The 13,793-nt window shown below is 42.4% G+C and carries 10 protein-coding genes and 1 tRNA gene; 6 read left to right on the top strand and 5 right to left on the bottom strand.

Annotation, left to right across the window (positions count from 1 at the left end; genetic code table 11):
* Positions 1-119 precede the first annotated feature (119 nt).
* Both WC222_08710 and WC222_08705 read right to left on the bottom strand, forming a co-directional pair.
* A complete protein-coding gene (locus WC222_08710; GenBank protein ID MFA6916463.1) occupies positions 120-845 on the bottom strand; it encodes a hypothetical protein in 726 nt (241 codons plus the stop codon).
* Positions 838-1,542, bottom strand: coding sequence for a hypothetical protein (locus tag WC222_08705; protein ID MFA6916462.1), 705 nt, complete (start codon positions 1,540-1,542; stop codon positions 838-840). Before WC222_08705 ends, WC222_08710 begins: the two co-directional genes overlap by 8 nt.
* A gap of 88 nt (positions 1,543-1,630) precedes the next feature.
* On the opposite strand from WC222_08705, the gene WC222_08700 reads away from it, so the two are divergent.
* From WC222_08700 to WC222_08690, 3 genes are all read left to right on the top strand, one after another.
* Positions 1,631-2,962, top strand: coding sequence for a hypothetical protein (locus tag WC222_08700; GenBank protein ID MFA6916461.1), 1,332 nt, complete (start codon positions 1,631-1,633; stop codon positions 2,960-2,962).
* Positions 2,962-3,765: an inositol monophosphatase family protein gene (locus WC222_08695; protein MFA6916460.1), complete on the top strand. Its 804-nt coding sequence runs from the start codon at positions 2,962-2,964 to the stop codon at positions 3,763-3,765. Before WC222_08700 ends, WC222_08695 begins: the two co-directional genes overlap by 1 nt.
* 188 nt (positions 3,766-3,953) lie before the next feature.
* Positions 3,954-6,791: a hypothetical protein gene (locus WC222_08690; protein MFA6916459.1), complete on the top strand. Its 2,838-nt coding sequence runs from the start codon at positions 3,954-3,956 to the stop codon at positions 6,789-6,791.
* A 63-nt stretch (positions 6,792-6,854) separates the two neighbouring features.
* Here the strand turns inward: WC222_08690 and topA are convergent, their stop codons facing one another.
* Positions 6,855-9,434, bottom strand: a complete 2,580-nt coding sequence (gene topA, locus WC222_08685) for a type I DNA topoisomerase (protein ID MFA6916458.1) — start codon at positions 9,432-9,434, stop codon at positions 6,855-6,857.
* A gap of 4 nt (positions 9,435-9,438) precedes the next feature.
* Positions 9,439-10,497: a DNA-processing protein DprA gene (dprA, locus tag WC222_08680; protein MFA6916457.1), complete on the bottom strand. Its 1,059-nt coding sequence runs from the start codon at positions 10,495-10,497 to the stop codon at positions 9,439-9,441.
* A 113-nt stretch (positions 10,498-10,610) separates the two neighbouring features.
* Here dprA and WC222_08675 point away from each other — a divergent pair, with 113 nt between their 5' ends.
* Together WC222_08675 and WC222_08670 are read left to right on the top strand one after the other, a co-directional pair.
* Positions 10,611-11,573 carry an HIT family protein gene (locus WC222_08675; protein ID MFA6916456.1) on the top strand — a complete coding sequence of 321 codons (963 nt, stop codon included), beginning with the start codon at positions 10,611-10,613 and terminating at the stop codon, positions 11,571-11,573.
* A gap of 256 nt (positions 11,574-11,829) precedes the next feature.
* A complete protein-coding gene (locus WC222_08670) occupies positions 11,830-12,579 on the top strand; it encodes a hypothetical protein (GenBank protein ID MFA6916455.1) in 750 nt (249 codons plus the stop codon).
* Between the two features lie 135 nt (positions 12,580-12,714).
* On the opposite strand, the gene WC222_08665 is transcribed toward WC222_08670, so the two are convergent.
* A tRNA-Ser gene (locus WC222_08665) sits at positions 12,715-12,805 on the bottom strand.
* 134 nt (positions 12,806-12,939) lie between these two features.
* Between WC222_08665 and WC222_08660 the strand changes: the two genes are divergently transcribed.
* Positions 12,940-13,788, top strand: a complete 849-nt coding sequence (locus tag WC222_08660) for a zinc ABC transporter substrate-binding protein (protein MFA6916454.1) — start codon at positions 12,940-12,942, stop codon at positions 13,786-13,788.
* Positions 13,789-13,793: the final 5 nt, after the last annotated feature.

The raw sequence follows: 13,793 nt of genomic DNA, 5'->3' as shown, positions 1-13,793 counted from the left end.
ACTAAAGACATTAAAACCCAACTAGTGTCATGACAGGATAAACCTATCCTAGCATAGGAGTGCGGAGACTTGTTGAGGGCCCTTAACCTGGACGAATACTAGGGGACAGGTTTGCAGGGTTAAAATCCTTTGGCAGCTAAACGTTTTTCGATTTTAGTGATATGTGCAGCAAACTCATCCGACTGGCAAAAGGCAGGGTTATAGGTTAGCTTTCCTAAATCAATATGGTACAGGTCTTCACCAATAAACCCGATGTTATGCGATAGGCCATAATCGAGATCATAAATGCCGATCAGACGTTCTTTTTCAACAAAATCGAACAACTTTTTTCTAAACGCAGGGTCTTTTAAACGTTCAGACACCAGGGTCACTCTTTTTTGTAGGACATAACGGACATCTTTCAATTGAATAGAGTGTTCCCAGCCCAGACGGTCGGTCACTATGACTACTTCTTCCGGCCCTACGCCGGGTTTTAGCTGTTGGTAGATGATCCCGCTTTCTTTAGGGATCTTTTCATAGCCTGTAGCATAACCTTGCAAGCCTATCAGTAGCTTTGCTCTTTTGGAGGGCTTATTAAAGTGTTTATAGTGGAAGATTTTAAGCACATATTTTCCATCTTCGCTTGCGAAAGCATAGGATTGGGCCCCTTGGTCTAGATAAGTGAATTTCTGCTGCAGGATATCATGAAGATGGTAGGGGACTCTCTGTGTTTTCCAGTTGTCTTTTAGGTCATAGGCTAAAGTCAGATCGGTCAGTAAATATCTGAAATAGATATGGTGGTACAAGGCATAACCGCCCCACGAAAGTAAACAGCAACAAATAAGAAAGATCGCAACTTTACGCATTTTTTAACCGGATCTGCCAATAGATAATCAAAGGGACGAGTGCAACTGTGGGCCCAAACCATAGTATTAGGGATTCTGGATTCGCCCCGAAAATTCTGGGGACCGCAATCACACAAAAAGCTGTCAAAGAAGCGATAACGCAGGAGATCATGCTGCGCATATGCTCAATCATTAGATCGGTAAATTTCTCAGGCGGCCAGGTATTCCAGAACAGATATTGCTTAATGCCAAGTCCAATTCCGATGAAGGGGAAAAGGGTATAGAGCATGTTGCCTTCTTTTAAGCCGGTTAAGGCAGTCAGCAAGCCGAAGAAAATGATGAAGGCTGCATTGAATTTTTCCATGATGACTTGCTGGGGTGCAGGAGGTTTCAGTAGGTACACTCTCAATCCATGCCAAGCAGCGCCTAAAGTGAATAAACATAAATACAAGAAGAAGGCTGTCTTAGCAATGGAGGCGGGAGGGTTTAGGGGATCGAAATGATGCATTACCGTCATGATCACTCCACAGGCTACAGTGACTCCAACCGAAGCGATAAAGGTCATTCCGCTATGGATATGCAGCTTGCTTCCTTTAGCAGTAACTAAAGGAACCCAAAAGCTTAATAATGCCACCGTGCCTGCAATAAGGTGCACGCACAGCGCCATTGTAAACCAGAATTCCCAACTAAGAACTTTTTCTGCACCTGGAATGTTCATGTGCTATCCTTCTCTTTTCATCCAATGGATAATTATAGTGAAAAATGTGTTTTCTATGTAGTCTTTCCGGACAAAAACGGAGATTACAATGGCATCAGTAACGGATTACTTTTTCCCTTTGGTTTATGTTGAACCCCCAAAAAAAGAAGCATTTTTTGACCCTTCTTGGGGAATAGGGGCGGTCTTAAAACAACTGGATGATTTCGAGAATAAATCTCGTTTAGTGAGTCAAACGCGGATGGTTGCCCTAGACCTGCTTATCCTAGCAGACAGGCTTTTTGTAAGTTTTCCTAAGGCGTTAGGCAAAGTTTCTCTTGTAGGGCTTAATGCTCTGGGTATCGCCTACATTTCGAATAGTTTTCCCGAGATTTATAAAGCGTTTCTGGATGTTGTCCTTTCTGTAAAAAGAAGGGATTTATCCTATTTCATGTATTCAGCTTTGAAGGTTGTCAATGCTGTAGCTAATCCTATTTTGATGTTGGGAACGTGTACCGCTTCGACCCTTTCCCTCTTTTCTTTTGCTTCCGGGGCTTGGCAATTATACTCTGTTGTCAACCCTTACGCTGCGGCAAATATCCTCCTTTGGGGTATCGCCTATTTTGGAGATTTCTATATTAACCAAAATTTGAAAAATGATCTGACAGATTTCTCCCTCGATATTGCAATGCAAAATATCATTACCAGTCTTAAAGATAAAAACGAACTGAACGTAAATGAAGCCTGTCATAAGATTTTTGCTCAAATCGATACGATAAAAAATCCGAATAACTATTTTGATGAATTAGAGACTGCCGGCAATCAATTAAAGCAAATATGCGAAAGTCTGAAAAGTAATCCTGAACTTATTAAGGAACTCGCCTTTATTCAGCACAAACAAGAAGAGTGCGAGAGCCTGCTCGAAAAAATCCACCAGATTAAACAAAATCCCGGTTCCGCCGACTATGTCCATAATTGGAAGAAAGTAGCTGAAATATTTTGGAATGTTTTTGAAAATCCACTTTATACAATTGAAGATTCACCGGAAGGAGCTTTAGCAGCTCGTACAATATACCAGCTAAATAATTATGACCTAGGGGCAATGCGTATGAAGTATTTCGAGTTGAACCAGCAGCTGCTTAAGGCTTTTCCTTCTGATAGAGAATCCACCGCTTATGAAAAAGCAAAAGATGCATTTTTAAAAGAAATTTATGCTAGCACCGTAATCAAAATAAGCAGTAAACTGACCTACATGGTCCTCGACTTTACGATGAATTTAGCGGGAGCATTGGGTAGAATTGTGCGTAAATTTTTTCCGCTGACAGCCTTTGAAATTGCTATCGATACTTTTTTCGCAATGATCTGGTGGATGAGGAATTATATCGAATACAAAGATAAGAAATGTACAAAAGATAATGTAAGCTCTGTCATGAAGGAAGCCTAATGGAAGCTATCTGGGAAAATGCCCTCGCCACCGCCATCGAAGCCGCCAAAGAGGGGGCTGTGCACCTGAAGAAATATTGGGGCAGGCTGAAGTCAATACGTCAGAAAACTTCTCACTCGGACTTAGTGACAGAAGCCGATGAGGCTTCAGAAAATGCCATTAAAGAGGTTCTTCTCAGAAATTTTCCTTCGGATGGCATCTTGGCAGAAGAGTCGGGGGGGCCGCGTAAGGATATTCCGGAAAGATTATGGGTCATAGACCCTTTAGACGGCACTACCAACTATACACACCAATATCCTATGTTTGCCATTTCCATAGCCCTCCTATGGAAGGGATCCCCCGTGGTAGGGGTTGTCTACAATCCTATTATGGATGAGTTATTCTCTGCCCGGTTAAATGGCGGCGCTTTTCTCAATGGGCAGAAAATAAATGTTTCTACCGTACCCGATTTAGAGCATTCCTTATTGGCCACAGGCTTTTCTTATGACCGCCGTGTAAACCCAGAAAATAACTACGCCCCTTTCTGCCTTCTCACGCATCTATGCCACGGTGTCCGCCGTAGCGGCTCTGCATGTATTGATTTAGCCTATGTTGCAGCCGGTCGTTTGGAAGGATACTGGGAGCGAGGCTTACAGCCTTGGGATGTAGCTTCAGGTACCCTTTTAGTACAGGAAGCAGGCGGTCATCTGACCGGATATAAGGGCGTGCCCTTAGATATTTTCTCCGGCCGGGTTGTCGCTACCAATAAACAAATCCATGCAGAATTGTGTGCAGCCATTGAGTCATCCAATAATAAAGAGTAAATGATGTCTAGCCCGAAAAAGCCTTTTTCACCTCTTTGCTTGAATGAGTATAGTTTTTCAGTCACAAGATCAATTATTTAAATAGTATTAATTTATATAATATCTATATAATCTTAATGAAATTTAAACAAATAATATGTTATACTGTTAACATAATTTAATATTTTATTAATATATAGATAGGTTTTATGAGCAATTTAATTAGAGTCCCCGAAGAAGCAGGGTTATTAAAAAATCTTTACGAATCAACACGTTATTATTCCGAAAATAAAGATACTTTGAATGTTTTTAAAGGATATTTCCTACCACGCTTTATTTATACTCCCTTAACAGTTCCAGCAGCTCTTGCTAGAGCCGTTTCTTTTGAAGGGCAAGCGTTCCTTAAAGCGGGTGCCAAAGCATTAGAATTAGATGTATATGGCGTATTCTATGAGTTCCTTAGTAACACAGCCTCCGCTCTAAAATGTACGGCTCTTGCCGTGGCTGGTATTGCAGATACGTTTTTTGGCATTCTCATTGGAAATCATCTCTATAAATTAGCTCTTGATTCTCCATTTAATCCTCCTCAAGAGCCGCCTGCTATAGATCGTGAAGAACATTCACGCATAGTTGCAGATGCGGTAGCATTAAAGTCACAGCTGAGCGCTATCACTGAATTGCTCCATGCAAACAGCCAGACAGACTATCTTATCCTTGAAGAGCTTTGCGTTCAGATAGAAGCACTCAAATCAAACATAACCGCGTTGGAAAATGAAGCAAAAGCCTTTGAATCGGCCAAGACGGACTTACAAGAAATATTGAATATGCAAGCCCCAGAGTCAAAATTTGAAGGGGAAATTCAAGAACTTAAAAAAAGAATAGTTGCGTTACAAATTGAAAAAGAAAGCCTTGAAAAGACTGCTCAGAACTATTTAGATACCAATAACGAACTAAATAGAATCCTAGAAAAGTCCTCTATTGCATCGAATGCGAGTCCCTTAACTTCGCCAGCAACAATGGATCAGGGAATACAAGTAGGTCCTTTTCCGGATCAAAACGTTCTTGAGGATATTCAACTTCTTCAAAATAAAATTAAGGAATTAGAACTTCAAAAAGGCGTTTTAGAAAAGCAGGTTGAAATCTATGTAGAGGCAAATGCTGAACTTCAAGCAACTTTAAGTAGTTACTTAGTTGAAGAAAAAAGAAAGCTAGATTCGCCTCCTTCTTCTTTAAATAGCTCCGGAAGCGGCATACCCACCGGGGACGAATTTTCTAATACGACAACTATAACAACCAGCTCATCTAACTCTGACTTATCCTCTGGGGATGAATTACCCGTAACATCGACGAGTGTGATAACTAACTCTACTTCTGGAACGGAAATTCCAGGCACCCTTGTGGATAATAATACAGTCATGCAGTTAGCCTTAAGAGAGGATATCGGTATTGAAGCTGACTTTCATTTGGTGGGAAGCCAATCTACAACTCTCACGGCACCTGAAGCCACTGATTATACGAATTTACTACCTACACCAGTAAAAAACTTTTTTACTGAAATTAATCCTGAATGGAAAAAACAGCGCTACGATACTACCTTTGAACAACTCATAAGAAGATTTGGAGAAACACGGTTGAAGGAGCTGCAAGGAAAGTGCAAGGATAAAAACCCTATCCAAAAAAATCTGAAAGATGCGATTTCCCTTTTGTTAACTTATAGAAATGCGGACGATGCTCATCTTCATTATCAGACATTTCAGGTAGCACTCCGTACTGTATTACGCGATATCCATTCAACTGAAAATAAGCTTAAAAATACTTTCAAAACAGAGATTTTAAGCCTCTGTAAAATTTGGTTTACTGAGTTAGAAATGGATACATTTTATACAGGGCTTGTTCACCAGGTAGCCAATGAAGGCAATAAAGAGCTTGTGGGAGATTTAAAGGAATGTACTTCTTTGGCTACACGATTGAAATTATTAATGAAAGGTATCGTCAATGCGCGTCAAATCAGTGGATTTGATAATATGAAAGCTCAAGTAGGTACTGTTTGGGCAACTTTTGACCCTCTATGGCTTTCCAACGTTCCCAACCAATTAGCAACATATATCTATAAAAATCCTGAAACGCAGGAAGAAAAGAAGATTACGCAGGTTCGTACGGGTGTACCTATTGGTCCTAGACAAGCTCCAACACCTACTGACGCTCCCTGGGTATATGAGGGTATTGAATTGGTTCCCGAATACATGGCCTACTTAAACCAATTAAAAGCTGAAGGTAAAAAACTTCTAGTTATTTTGCATTTGAACCCTAAGTATGCCTTTGAGAATCCTGGAGTATTTGACTATTGCAATTTCACGAAATGGCAGCCCCAAAGAGAAGGGTTATGGGTCCGGCTATATATGCAGCTCGCAAAAAGCGAAGAGTATAAAGATGTGATTGATCTTTCCCTTTTACCTATGGATGGGGAATGGATGAAGGAAATTGAAAAGAATGAGGTCATGAAGAAAAGTGACTTCTTGAATTGGTTTAAACATGAAGTTATATCAAATCCTGCTTTCATGTTAGGTTATGAAGGAGACGAAAAAGCCCTATTTGTTCAAAGAACGTTTGAAGAAGTGAAAAAGGCATATTTCCCTACGGAGTTGGATGCACAGGGCAGAGAGATTGAGATGATGTTCGACAAAAAGAAAAGATTGGCCTTTGTCGGAATGTTTTATTCACGTATTTCAGAAGAACTAGCTTTATGCAGAAATTCTGATGTGGTTCAACGTAACTGTAAAGATGCCATCGACCGTACGATGTCCATTTTTGCAGCGGACATCTGCGATAAGCTTTCAAGAACAAAAGAGTTTGTAGCTGATAAATATGAAAAACTCTCCGGAATTATTCTAGGGCCCGCCTTGACGGTGTTAAAACGGGAGCTATTATTCCATAGGGCTCATCTGATGTTTGCTTCGGTTAAACATTTAGAGGCAAAGCGGGAGACTCCTGTGAATTATTCTGAACGTAAAGGGTTTGTCTTTGAGCGCGTAGAATTCGCGCAATAACAAATCCCCCTAAGATAGGGAAGCACGGATTATTGCGGCTTCCCTATCTTAGGATGAGTTCTTTTACTCTTTCGTGATGTGCTTGTTGACCAAACCGGGCAGTTTCATCATATCTACCGGTTCGCTAGAACCAAAGACTTTAGCTAGCTCAGTATCCGGATTGATGCGGCGTTTATTGGCCGGGTCTTGCAGTTCTTTACCTTTGATATATTCCCACAACTTTTTAGTGATTTCAGGGCGGCTTAGGCCTTCCGTTCCTACGATGGCAGCCAGCTCACTCGAAACTTTCACTTGCGGATGGACAGCTTTCTTCTTGGGTTTAGCTTTAGCTTCTTTCTTTTCTGCTGCGGCTGCGGCAGCTTTAGATTTAGCGGGAGCTTTGCCCTTAGTTTTTGCTATATAGGCGGTACGTGGATGATTCACGTATTTGGTTTCAATCTGTTCTAAGCTATTCACGATCACATCACATTCCGGGAAAGTGGAGCAAGAATAGAAGATTTTACCAAAGCGCGATCTACGGGCTACAAGTTGACCGGGACATCCGATAGCAGGACAAGCAGGCATCTCTTGTTGAGGTAAAGCTGTTTCACCTTTTTTAGGGATATTGACGATGCCGCGGCAGTTAGGGTAGTCGGTGCAGCCTAAAAAGGGTCCAAATTTGCCAAAGCGCAGTTTCATCTCTTTGCTGCATTTGGGGCAGTGTTGGGTCCAGTCAAAATCAGGGTCGTAATCTTCTTTATTGAACTCTAATTCCTCGACGGGGGCGCTATAGTTGCAGTCGGGATAACGGGAGCAGCCGAAGAAGTATTTGTTTTTGAACCAGATTTTTTGGAGGTTGGAGCCACAGGTTGGACAGATGAGGTCCGTCATGACTTTAGGAATATATGCTTCTTTTTCGGCGATTTCAATCGTGGGTGCAAACTGCGTCCAGAAGTCACGCATGAGGACTTTCCAGTCTTTTTCCTGTTCGGCTATTTTTTCCAGGTCGTCTTCCATCGACGAAGTAAACCCGATATCCATAATCTGCTTGAAGTTATCTTCCAAGAATTGGGCGATGACGCGGCCTAGTTCTGTAGGCTTCAGCCTGCTTTGCTCTTTGACAGTATACTCTCTGCTTTGGATCTTATTCATGATCGTAGCGTAAGTAGAAGGTCTTCCTATTCCGGACTTTTCTAATTCTTTAACGAGGGATGCTTCGGTGAAACGCGGCGGGGGTCTAGTGAAAGCTTGTTCAGCTAACGCTTCCCTTAAGTCCAGCAGCTGCCCTTCTTGCAGAGGGGGAAGGATGCGGTCTTCGTCTTCTTTCTCTTCTTCTTTTTCGTCTTTTTTCTCTTCGTAGATAGCTAAGAAACCGCGGAATTTGATGACAGAGCCGGTCGCACGGACGATAATTCCTTTTTCGCCTTCAATATTAGCGGCTACAGTATCATAGATGGCGGGAGCCATCTGGGAAGAGATAAAGCGTCTCCAGATCAATTGGTAAAGGTTGAACTGGTCCTTCGTCAAATAATTGCGTATGCTGTCGGGCGTATGGTATAGGTTGGTAGGACGGATAGCTTCGTGAGCATCTTGTGCGCTGCCCTTAGAGGCGTAGACTTTAGGGGAGGCAGGCAGATAGTCGTTTCCGAAAGTAGAAGTGACAAAGCGGCGTGCATCTTGTATTGCTTCGGGGGCAATTCTGACCGAGTCGGTACGCATATAGGTGATCAGACCTTCAGTGCCTTCGTTGCCTAGATCCACACCTTCATAGAGGGATTGTGCGATAGACATAGTACGGGAGGAGGAGAATCCGAAATGCCTGCTGGCTTCCTGTTGCAGCGTAGAAGTAATAAAGGGGGGCACAGGGTTGCGGCGTTTTTCTTTTTTCTCGACAGAAGTCACCTGGTAAGGGGAATGCTTCATGCGTTTTAAGATAGCATCGGCAGTGGCTTTATTACCGATAAGGAGAATATCTTTGCCTTCAGCAGCTTCTTTGTCGATCCTTTTGCCGTCCACACTATATAACGCTGCGCGGAAAGGGGAATCGTGTGTTTTCTGGACAGCAAGCAGGGCGGCCAAGTTCCAATATTCTACAGGCTTGAAGGCTTCAATTTCTTTTTCTCTATCCACAACAAGCTTCAAGGCAACAGATTGGACGCGTCCTGCAGATACGCCGCTCGCACGTCCACGCTGGATCCTTTTATTGAGAAGCGGAGAGATTTTATAACCTACAATACGGTCCAACAGGCGGCGCGCTTGCTGGGCATTGACCATTGCGACATCGATTTCGCGGGGAGAGTCTAAGGCCTTTAAAACCGAGTCTTTTGTGATAGAGTTAAAGGTAACGCGTCGTAGCTTGGTACCGGCGGGGAGAATCTGTGAAATATGCCAGGCTATGGCCTCTCCTTCGCGGTCAGGGTCGGGACAGAGGTAGACGATATCGCATTCTTTGGCAGCTTTGCGGAGTTTGGTGATGACTGCTTCTTTATCGGGCATGGTGACATATTTCGGCTCGAAATCTTTTTCCAGGTCGATGCCGAATTCTTTGGCGGGAAGATCGCGTATATGTCCGATAGAGGATTCGAACCGGTAATTACTTCCCAAAAATTTTTGCAAAGTTTTGATCTTTGCTGGAGACTCTACAATAATTAATGCTTTTGACATTTGCTCATCTTTTTTGGTACCTCTGACCAGGTACTTCTTTTATTATGTTTTTAAAAACCAAACCCATTAACAGAACGCTAATCTTAGCTACAGGCAGTTGAGTCAACCGGCACAATTCATCCATCATGACAGAGCCGGCAGGAAATTTACTTAAAAACTGTTGTTCCTGTTCTGTTAGACCTAGGTGTTTTACCTTTACAGGCAAATTTTGTGAAAACAGATCGTCATATCCATCTAACACATCGCCCGCTTTTGTGGCTAACTTTGCTTTTCCTTTTTTAATTAAAGAGTGATTGCCTTCAAAGGAAGGGAAATCTACTCTACCCGGCAAAGCCCAGCAAGTTTTCCCTTGCTGATGAGCCAGATCCATCGTAATCATGGCGCCGCTTTTTTCCGGAGCCTCAATTAATAGTACGCCGCGTGACATCCCGCTAACTATGCGGTTGCGTTGAGGAAAGGTCAATTTACTAGGCGGGGTCAGCATTGGATATTCGCTGATAATAGCGCCATTTTCTGCGATACTATTTGCTAAAGCGCGATTTTCGGGTGGGTAGAGTTCCCCTAAGCCTGAGCCGATAACAGCGATCGTTCTTCCATAACGTAATGCGCCCTTATGAGCGGCAGTATCGATTCCTCTAGCTAATCCGCTGGTGACACAGACTTGGGCGCGGGCTAAATTTTGTCCAAATGATTCGGCAGTCTCCATGCCATAAGGGGTGGCAAATCGAGTTCCAATAATTGCAATGCATTGATTATCAGTCGATAAAAGTGTACCCTTTACATATAGTAGCATAGGCGCATCATTAATTCCCCGCAAGCGAGCCGGATAATTTGGGGCAAAATAGGGGATAAGAGTTATATCTGCTTCTTCTACGAGACGCAGGTCATTTTCCCAGGAAGTGAATTTTTTTCTATCCATCCAGACAGGATTGGATTGAAATTCCTCGGGTTCGGCTAAAAATGCATCGTTTGGCGATCCAAAGCGTTCGATCAAACGTTTAATTTTTACGGGACCAAAACCCGGAAGGTGCATGAGCCTGCATAGAGTATGAACTTGATCCATGGCTACGTGGAATAAATATTTGCGTGAGATTGTAATTTCTTGTTATTTATTATGTTAGATAATAATATTTTCTTATGCATAAAATATTAATAATTATTACTTTGGGTTTATTAATGAGCGGTATTTTGGGGACGGCTATTAGCTATATGGGCAATTACTTTGCTTCTGGAATTTCAGAACCTATTGTTCTGCATAGAGGGGAAGGAATTCAAATTCAATTAGCGACCCAGCCCCCTAAAGCCGGCACTGTAGAGTTTGTAGATCTTCCTGGCGTTTCCATAGATTCAACATCCTATTATAATGAGAAGTTCAAGGGCATCCGTAAAATCGCAAAAGTTTGGGAAGAACAGCAATATGACAGCGAAGATGCCAATAAAGTTGTGGGCGTTTTCCTTTTTGAACGAGAGAGAGCAAAAACCGGCGAAAAAACCAGCCAAATGCTTCCCTATCTTCAGAATGAGTATTCAAGTATTAAGCAATTCATTGCTTATGTCAGCATCATTACCCAGAAATCATTAACTTGGGGAGAGCCTGCTTTAATCGGAAAAGCAGATCAATATGATACAGTTTTTAGAAATTCGGAGGATGTTCAGGTCCAATGGAATTTTCCTGACGCGGTATTAGATGGTAAAGAGGATCCTTTTAATAACGAAGAAAGAAAAGAACTCCAGACGATTTATTGTGGGAAGCGTATTTCAGTCCTTTTAGATTACGCACCTATAGCAGACCTGCACTTCCTATTTATCACTAATGCTCCCAAAAGGAATCTTTTTGAATTAGATGAAGAAGATCATTTAGAAGCGATGCGCTTGAAAGAGAAATTAATTAGACATTATGCAGGTAAATTCCAGGATCAGATCGTCAATGTGATGCTTTCCGTGCATTCTTCCGCAGGCCAATCCGTAGGCAGATGCCATTGGCATGTCGTCCTAACGGATGGTGTGGGTCAGGAGCGTCAAGGGCAAAAGAATTCGGGATGGAAAATGGTTAAGCTTCTAAAACCATTATCTGATGATGAAATAAGAAGACGTGTTACAGATCTTAAAGCCGAGTTATTAACTATTCTAGAAGAATAAACTGATTTAGATTACACTGATCTTATTTACTCATTAGTTAGTTAATGATAATATCTTATCCATGGATACAATAAAATCTATTACATCCACTTCAAGCATTTGTGAGGGCTATATTACCTTAGCTTTGGCTGTGCTTGTTTCCGTCTCTTTTCCTTCTCTTTCCTTAATTTTTCTCCGCTGAGGCGGAGAACACTATTTGACCATCTATATATTTTTATTTAGTTTCAAAAAAAATAGTTTAATTAAGGAAATCATCATGTCTGTAACTTCAGCTAACCCTAATGGGCCACCGTCAGAAAGCTGGTATGTAAAAACTTTGCCTTCCATTATTCCACCTGTTGCCGGAGGAATGGCCATTATTCCCGTTTATTGGGGTATCGAAAGAAAAAGTGCGCTGCAAAATATTAAACCTGTTCCAAGCTTCACAGTAACACAGGCTCTTGTGGCAGGATCAAAGGCCGCTCCTATTATCAGTGGAATTATCGGAGCGCAAATGGGAGCTCAGATAGTTACGGAAAATACGCTAACCAGATGCTTTAACAAAGGTGAAAAACCTGGCATTGGCGTGACAGTATTAAGTTCTGTAACGGTGGGAGCTATTTCTTCACCCTTCCTTACTATCTTTAATGGTAAAAGCATGGGGATGAATTGGATTGAATCGTTGCGAGCAATGTCTATCTACCAGGTGGCTATGATCGTATCGAGAGAAACAAGCTTCCTCATCTCTATAAGGATAAGCGATCCTTTAAATGATAAGTTAAAGGAATCCCTAGGTGAAAGTAGGAAAGTCAAATATACATCTGCTTTCATTAGTGGTGTTTTAGGTAGTCTTTTTGGTCATATGGCCGATACAGGCTTGACTTGCGCTCAAAATAAAGTCCCGGTGACAACGTTTCGACATTTATGGAGAGGTAGTGGAACTCGGTCTTTAACTTTAGGGACTTTCAATGTTCTTTACAGCGTCCTTAACGATGCGCTGGTAATCTTAGGACGTTCCTTAGGTTAAGTCCGCAAATCATCTTAGCTTGATAACAAAAAAACGTGTCCTAGTATAGGAGTGCTGCGACTTGTCGCAGCTTTTCCAGCTCTTGACTTGTCAAGGGCATAAAATCACATATTAGGAAATGGGGATGATAAAAAGTGGCGGAGGAGGTGGGATTCGAACCCACGATACGCGATTAACGTATACACACTTTCCAGGCGTGCTCCTTCGGCCGCTCGGACACTCCTCCGCAGAGAAGCAATATGTTACCCTTGAACTTGGATAAGACGCAAGAGTTTTATTACTTGCTGTTAAAGAACGTATGCGCCAACATTTTATACGTAAATAGGCAATCCGCTTTAAAGTTGAGTAGGTTATAAGAATATGCTCTTACGCGCGCTCTTTTTTTGTATTTTTGTTTTTACCGGACTAACCGGCGAACCTCATGTTTTGGTTACAATTCCGGTGTATAAAGGTTTTATTCAACGCATAGCCGGAGATAAGGTCATTGTAGATTTGATGGTTCCGGTAGGTGCCAGTGCGCATACGTATGAACCTACCCCGAAACAGGTGATCCAAGCTAGCAAAGCCGATCTGTGGTTTACTACAGGAGAGCTCTTTGAAACGCGTGCTCTGAACGCATTACAAGCCTACAACAAGAATTTAAAACAAGTGGATCTGCGACAAGGACTTTCTCTCATAACCGCGGGACATCATTGCCAGCATTGCAGCCATAACGAATACGACCTCCATTTTTGGCTAAGCCCCCGCTTGGCCAAGCAGCAAGTGGAAACTATTGTCAAAGCTTTGCAAGCGCGTTATCCCCAAGACAGTCAAACCTTTGCAGCCAATGGAAATTCCCTTTTGAAAGATCTGACAGCTTTAGATCAAGAGCTGACCGGCTTGTTAGGGGATGGATCAGTGAAACGCCTTATTGTGGTGGCTCACCCCGCCTACGGTTATATGGATAGGGATTATGGCGTAGAACAGCTTTCCATTGAAGTTGAAGGTAAAGATCCTACACCGAAACAGCTGACCTCGCTAGTCACCAGGGCCAAAAAAACAGGCATCCAAGTGATCTATACAGAGCCTCAATACCCAAATAAAGGCGCTAAACTAATTGCAGCGCAATTGAACGTCCCCACGTTGGAACTGGATCCTTATGCTGAGGACTACTTCACCATGATGCGTAATACCGGGCGTGAATTTGCAAAAGCCCCTATCGTCAAATAAGGACT

The organism is Parachlamydiales bacterium (genome assembly GCA_041671045.1).
Taxonomy (GTDB): Bacteria; Chlamydiota; Chlamydiia; order Chlamydiales; family JABDDJ01; genus JABDDJ01.
Note: the sequence above shows the minus strand (reverse complement) of the source record. Positions and strands in the feature narration are given on the sequence as shown.

Coding starts and splice junctions, on each gene's coding strand:
- WC222_08710 (MFA6916463.1), bottom strand. CDS start 845: ATGCGTAAAGTTGCGATCTTTCTTATTTGTTGCTGTTTACTTTCGTGG.
- WC222_08705 (MFA6916462.1), bottom strand. CDS start 1,542: ATGAACATTCCAGGTGCAGAAAAAGTTCTTAGTTGGGAATTCTGGTTT.
- WC222_08700 (MFA6916461.1), top strand. CDS start 1,631: ATGGCATCAGTAACGGATTACTTTTTCCCTTTGGTTTATGTTGAACCC.
- WC222_08695 (MFA6916460.1), top strand. CDS start 2,962: ATGGAAGCTATCTGGGAAAATGCCCTCGCCACCGCCATCGAAGCCGCC.
- WC222_08690 (MFA6916459.1), top strand. CDS start 3,954: ATGAGCAATTTAATTAGAGTCCCCGAAGAAGCAGGGTTATTAAAAAAT.
- topA (MFA6916458.1), bottom strand. CDS start 9,434: ATGTCAAAAGCATTAATTATTGTAGAGTCTCCAGCAAAGATCAAAACT.
- dprA (MFA6916457.1), bottom strand. CDS start 10,497: ATGGATCAAGTTCATACTCTATGCAGGCTCATGCACCTTCCGGGTTTT.
- WC222_08675 (MFA6916456.1), top strand. CDS start 10,611: ATGAGCGGTATTTTGGGGACGGCTATTAGCTATATGGGCAATTACTTT.
- WC222_08670 (MFA6916455.1), top strand. CDS start 11,830: ATGTCTGTAACTTCAGCTAACCCTAATGGGCCACCGTCAGAAAGCTGG.
- WC222_08660 (MFA6916454.1), top strand. CDS start 12,940: ATGCTCTTACGCGCGCTCTTTTTTTGTATTTTTGTTTTTACCGGACTA.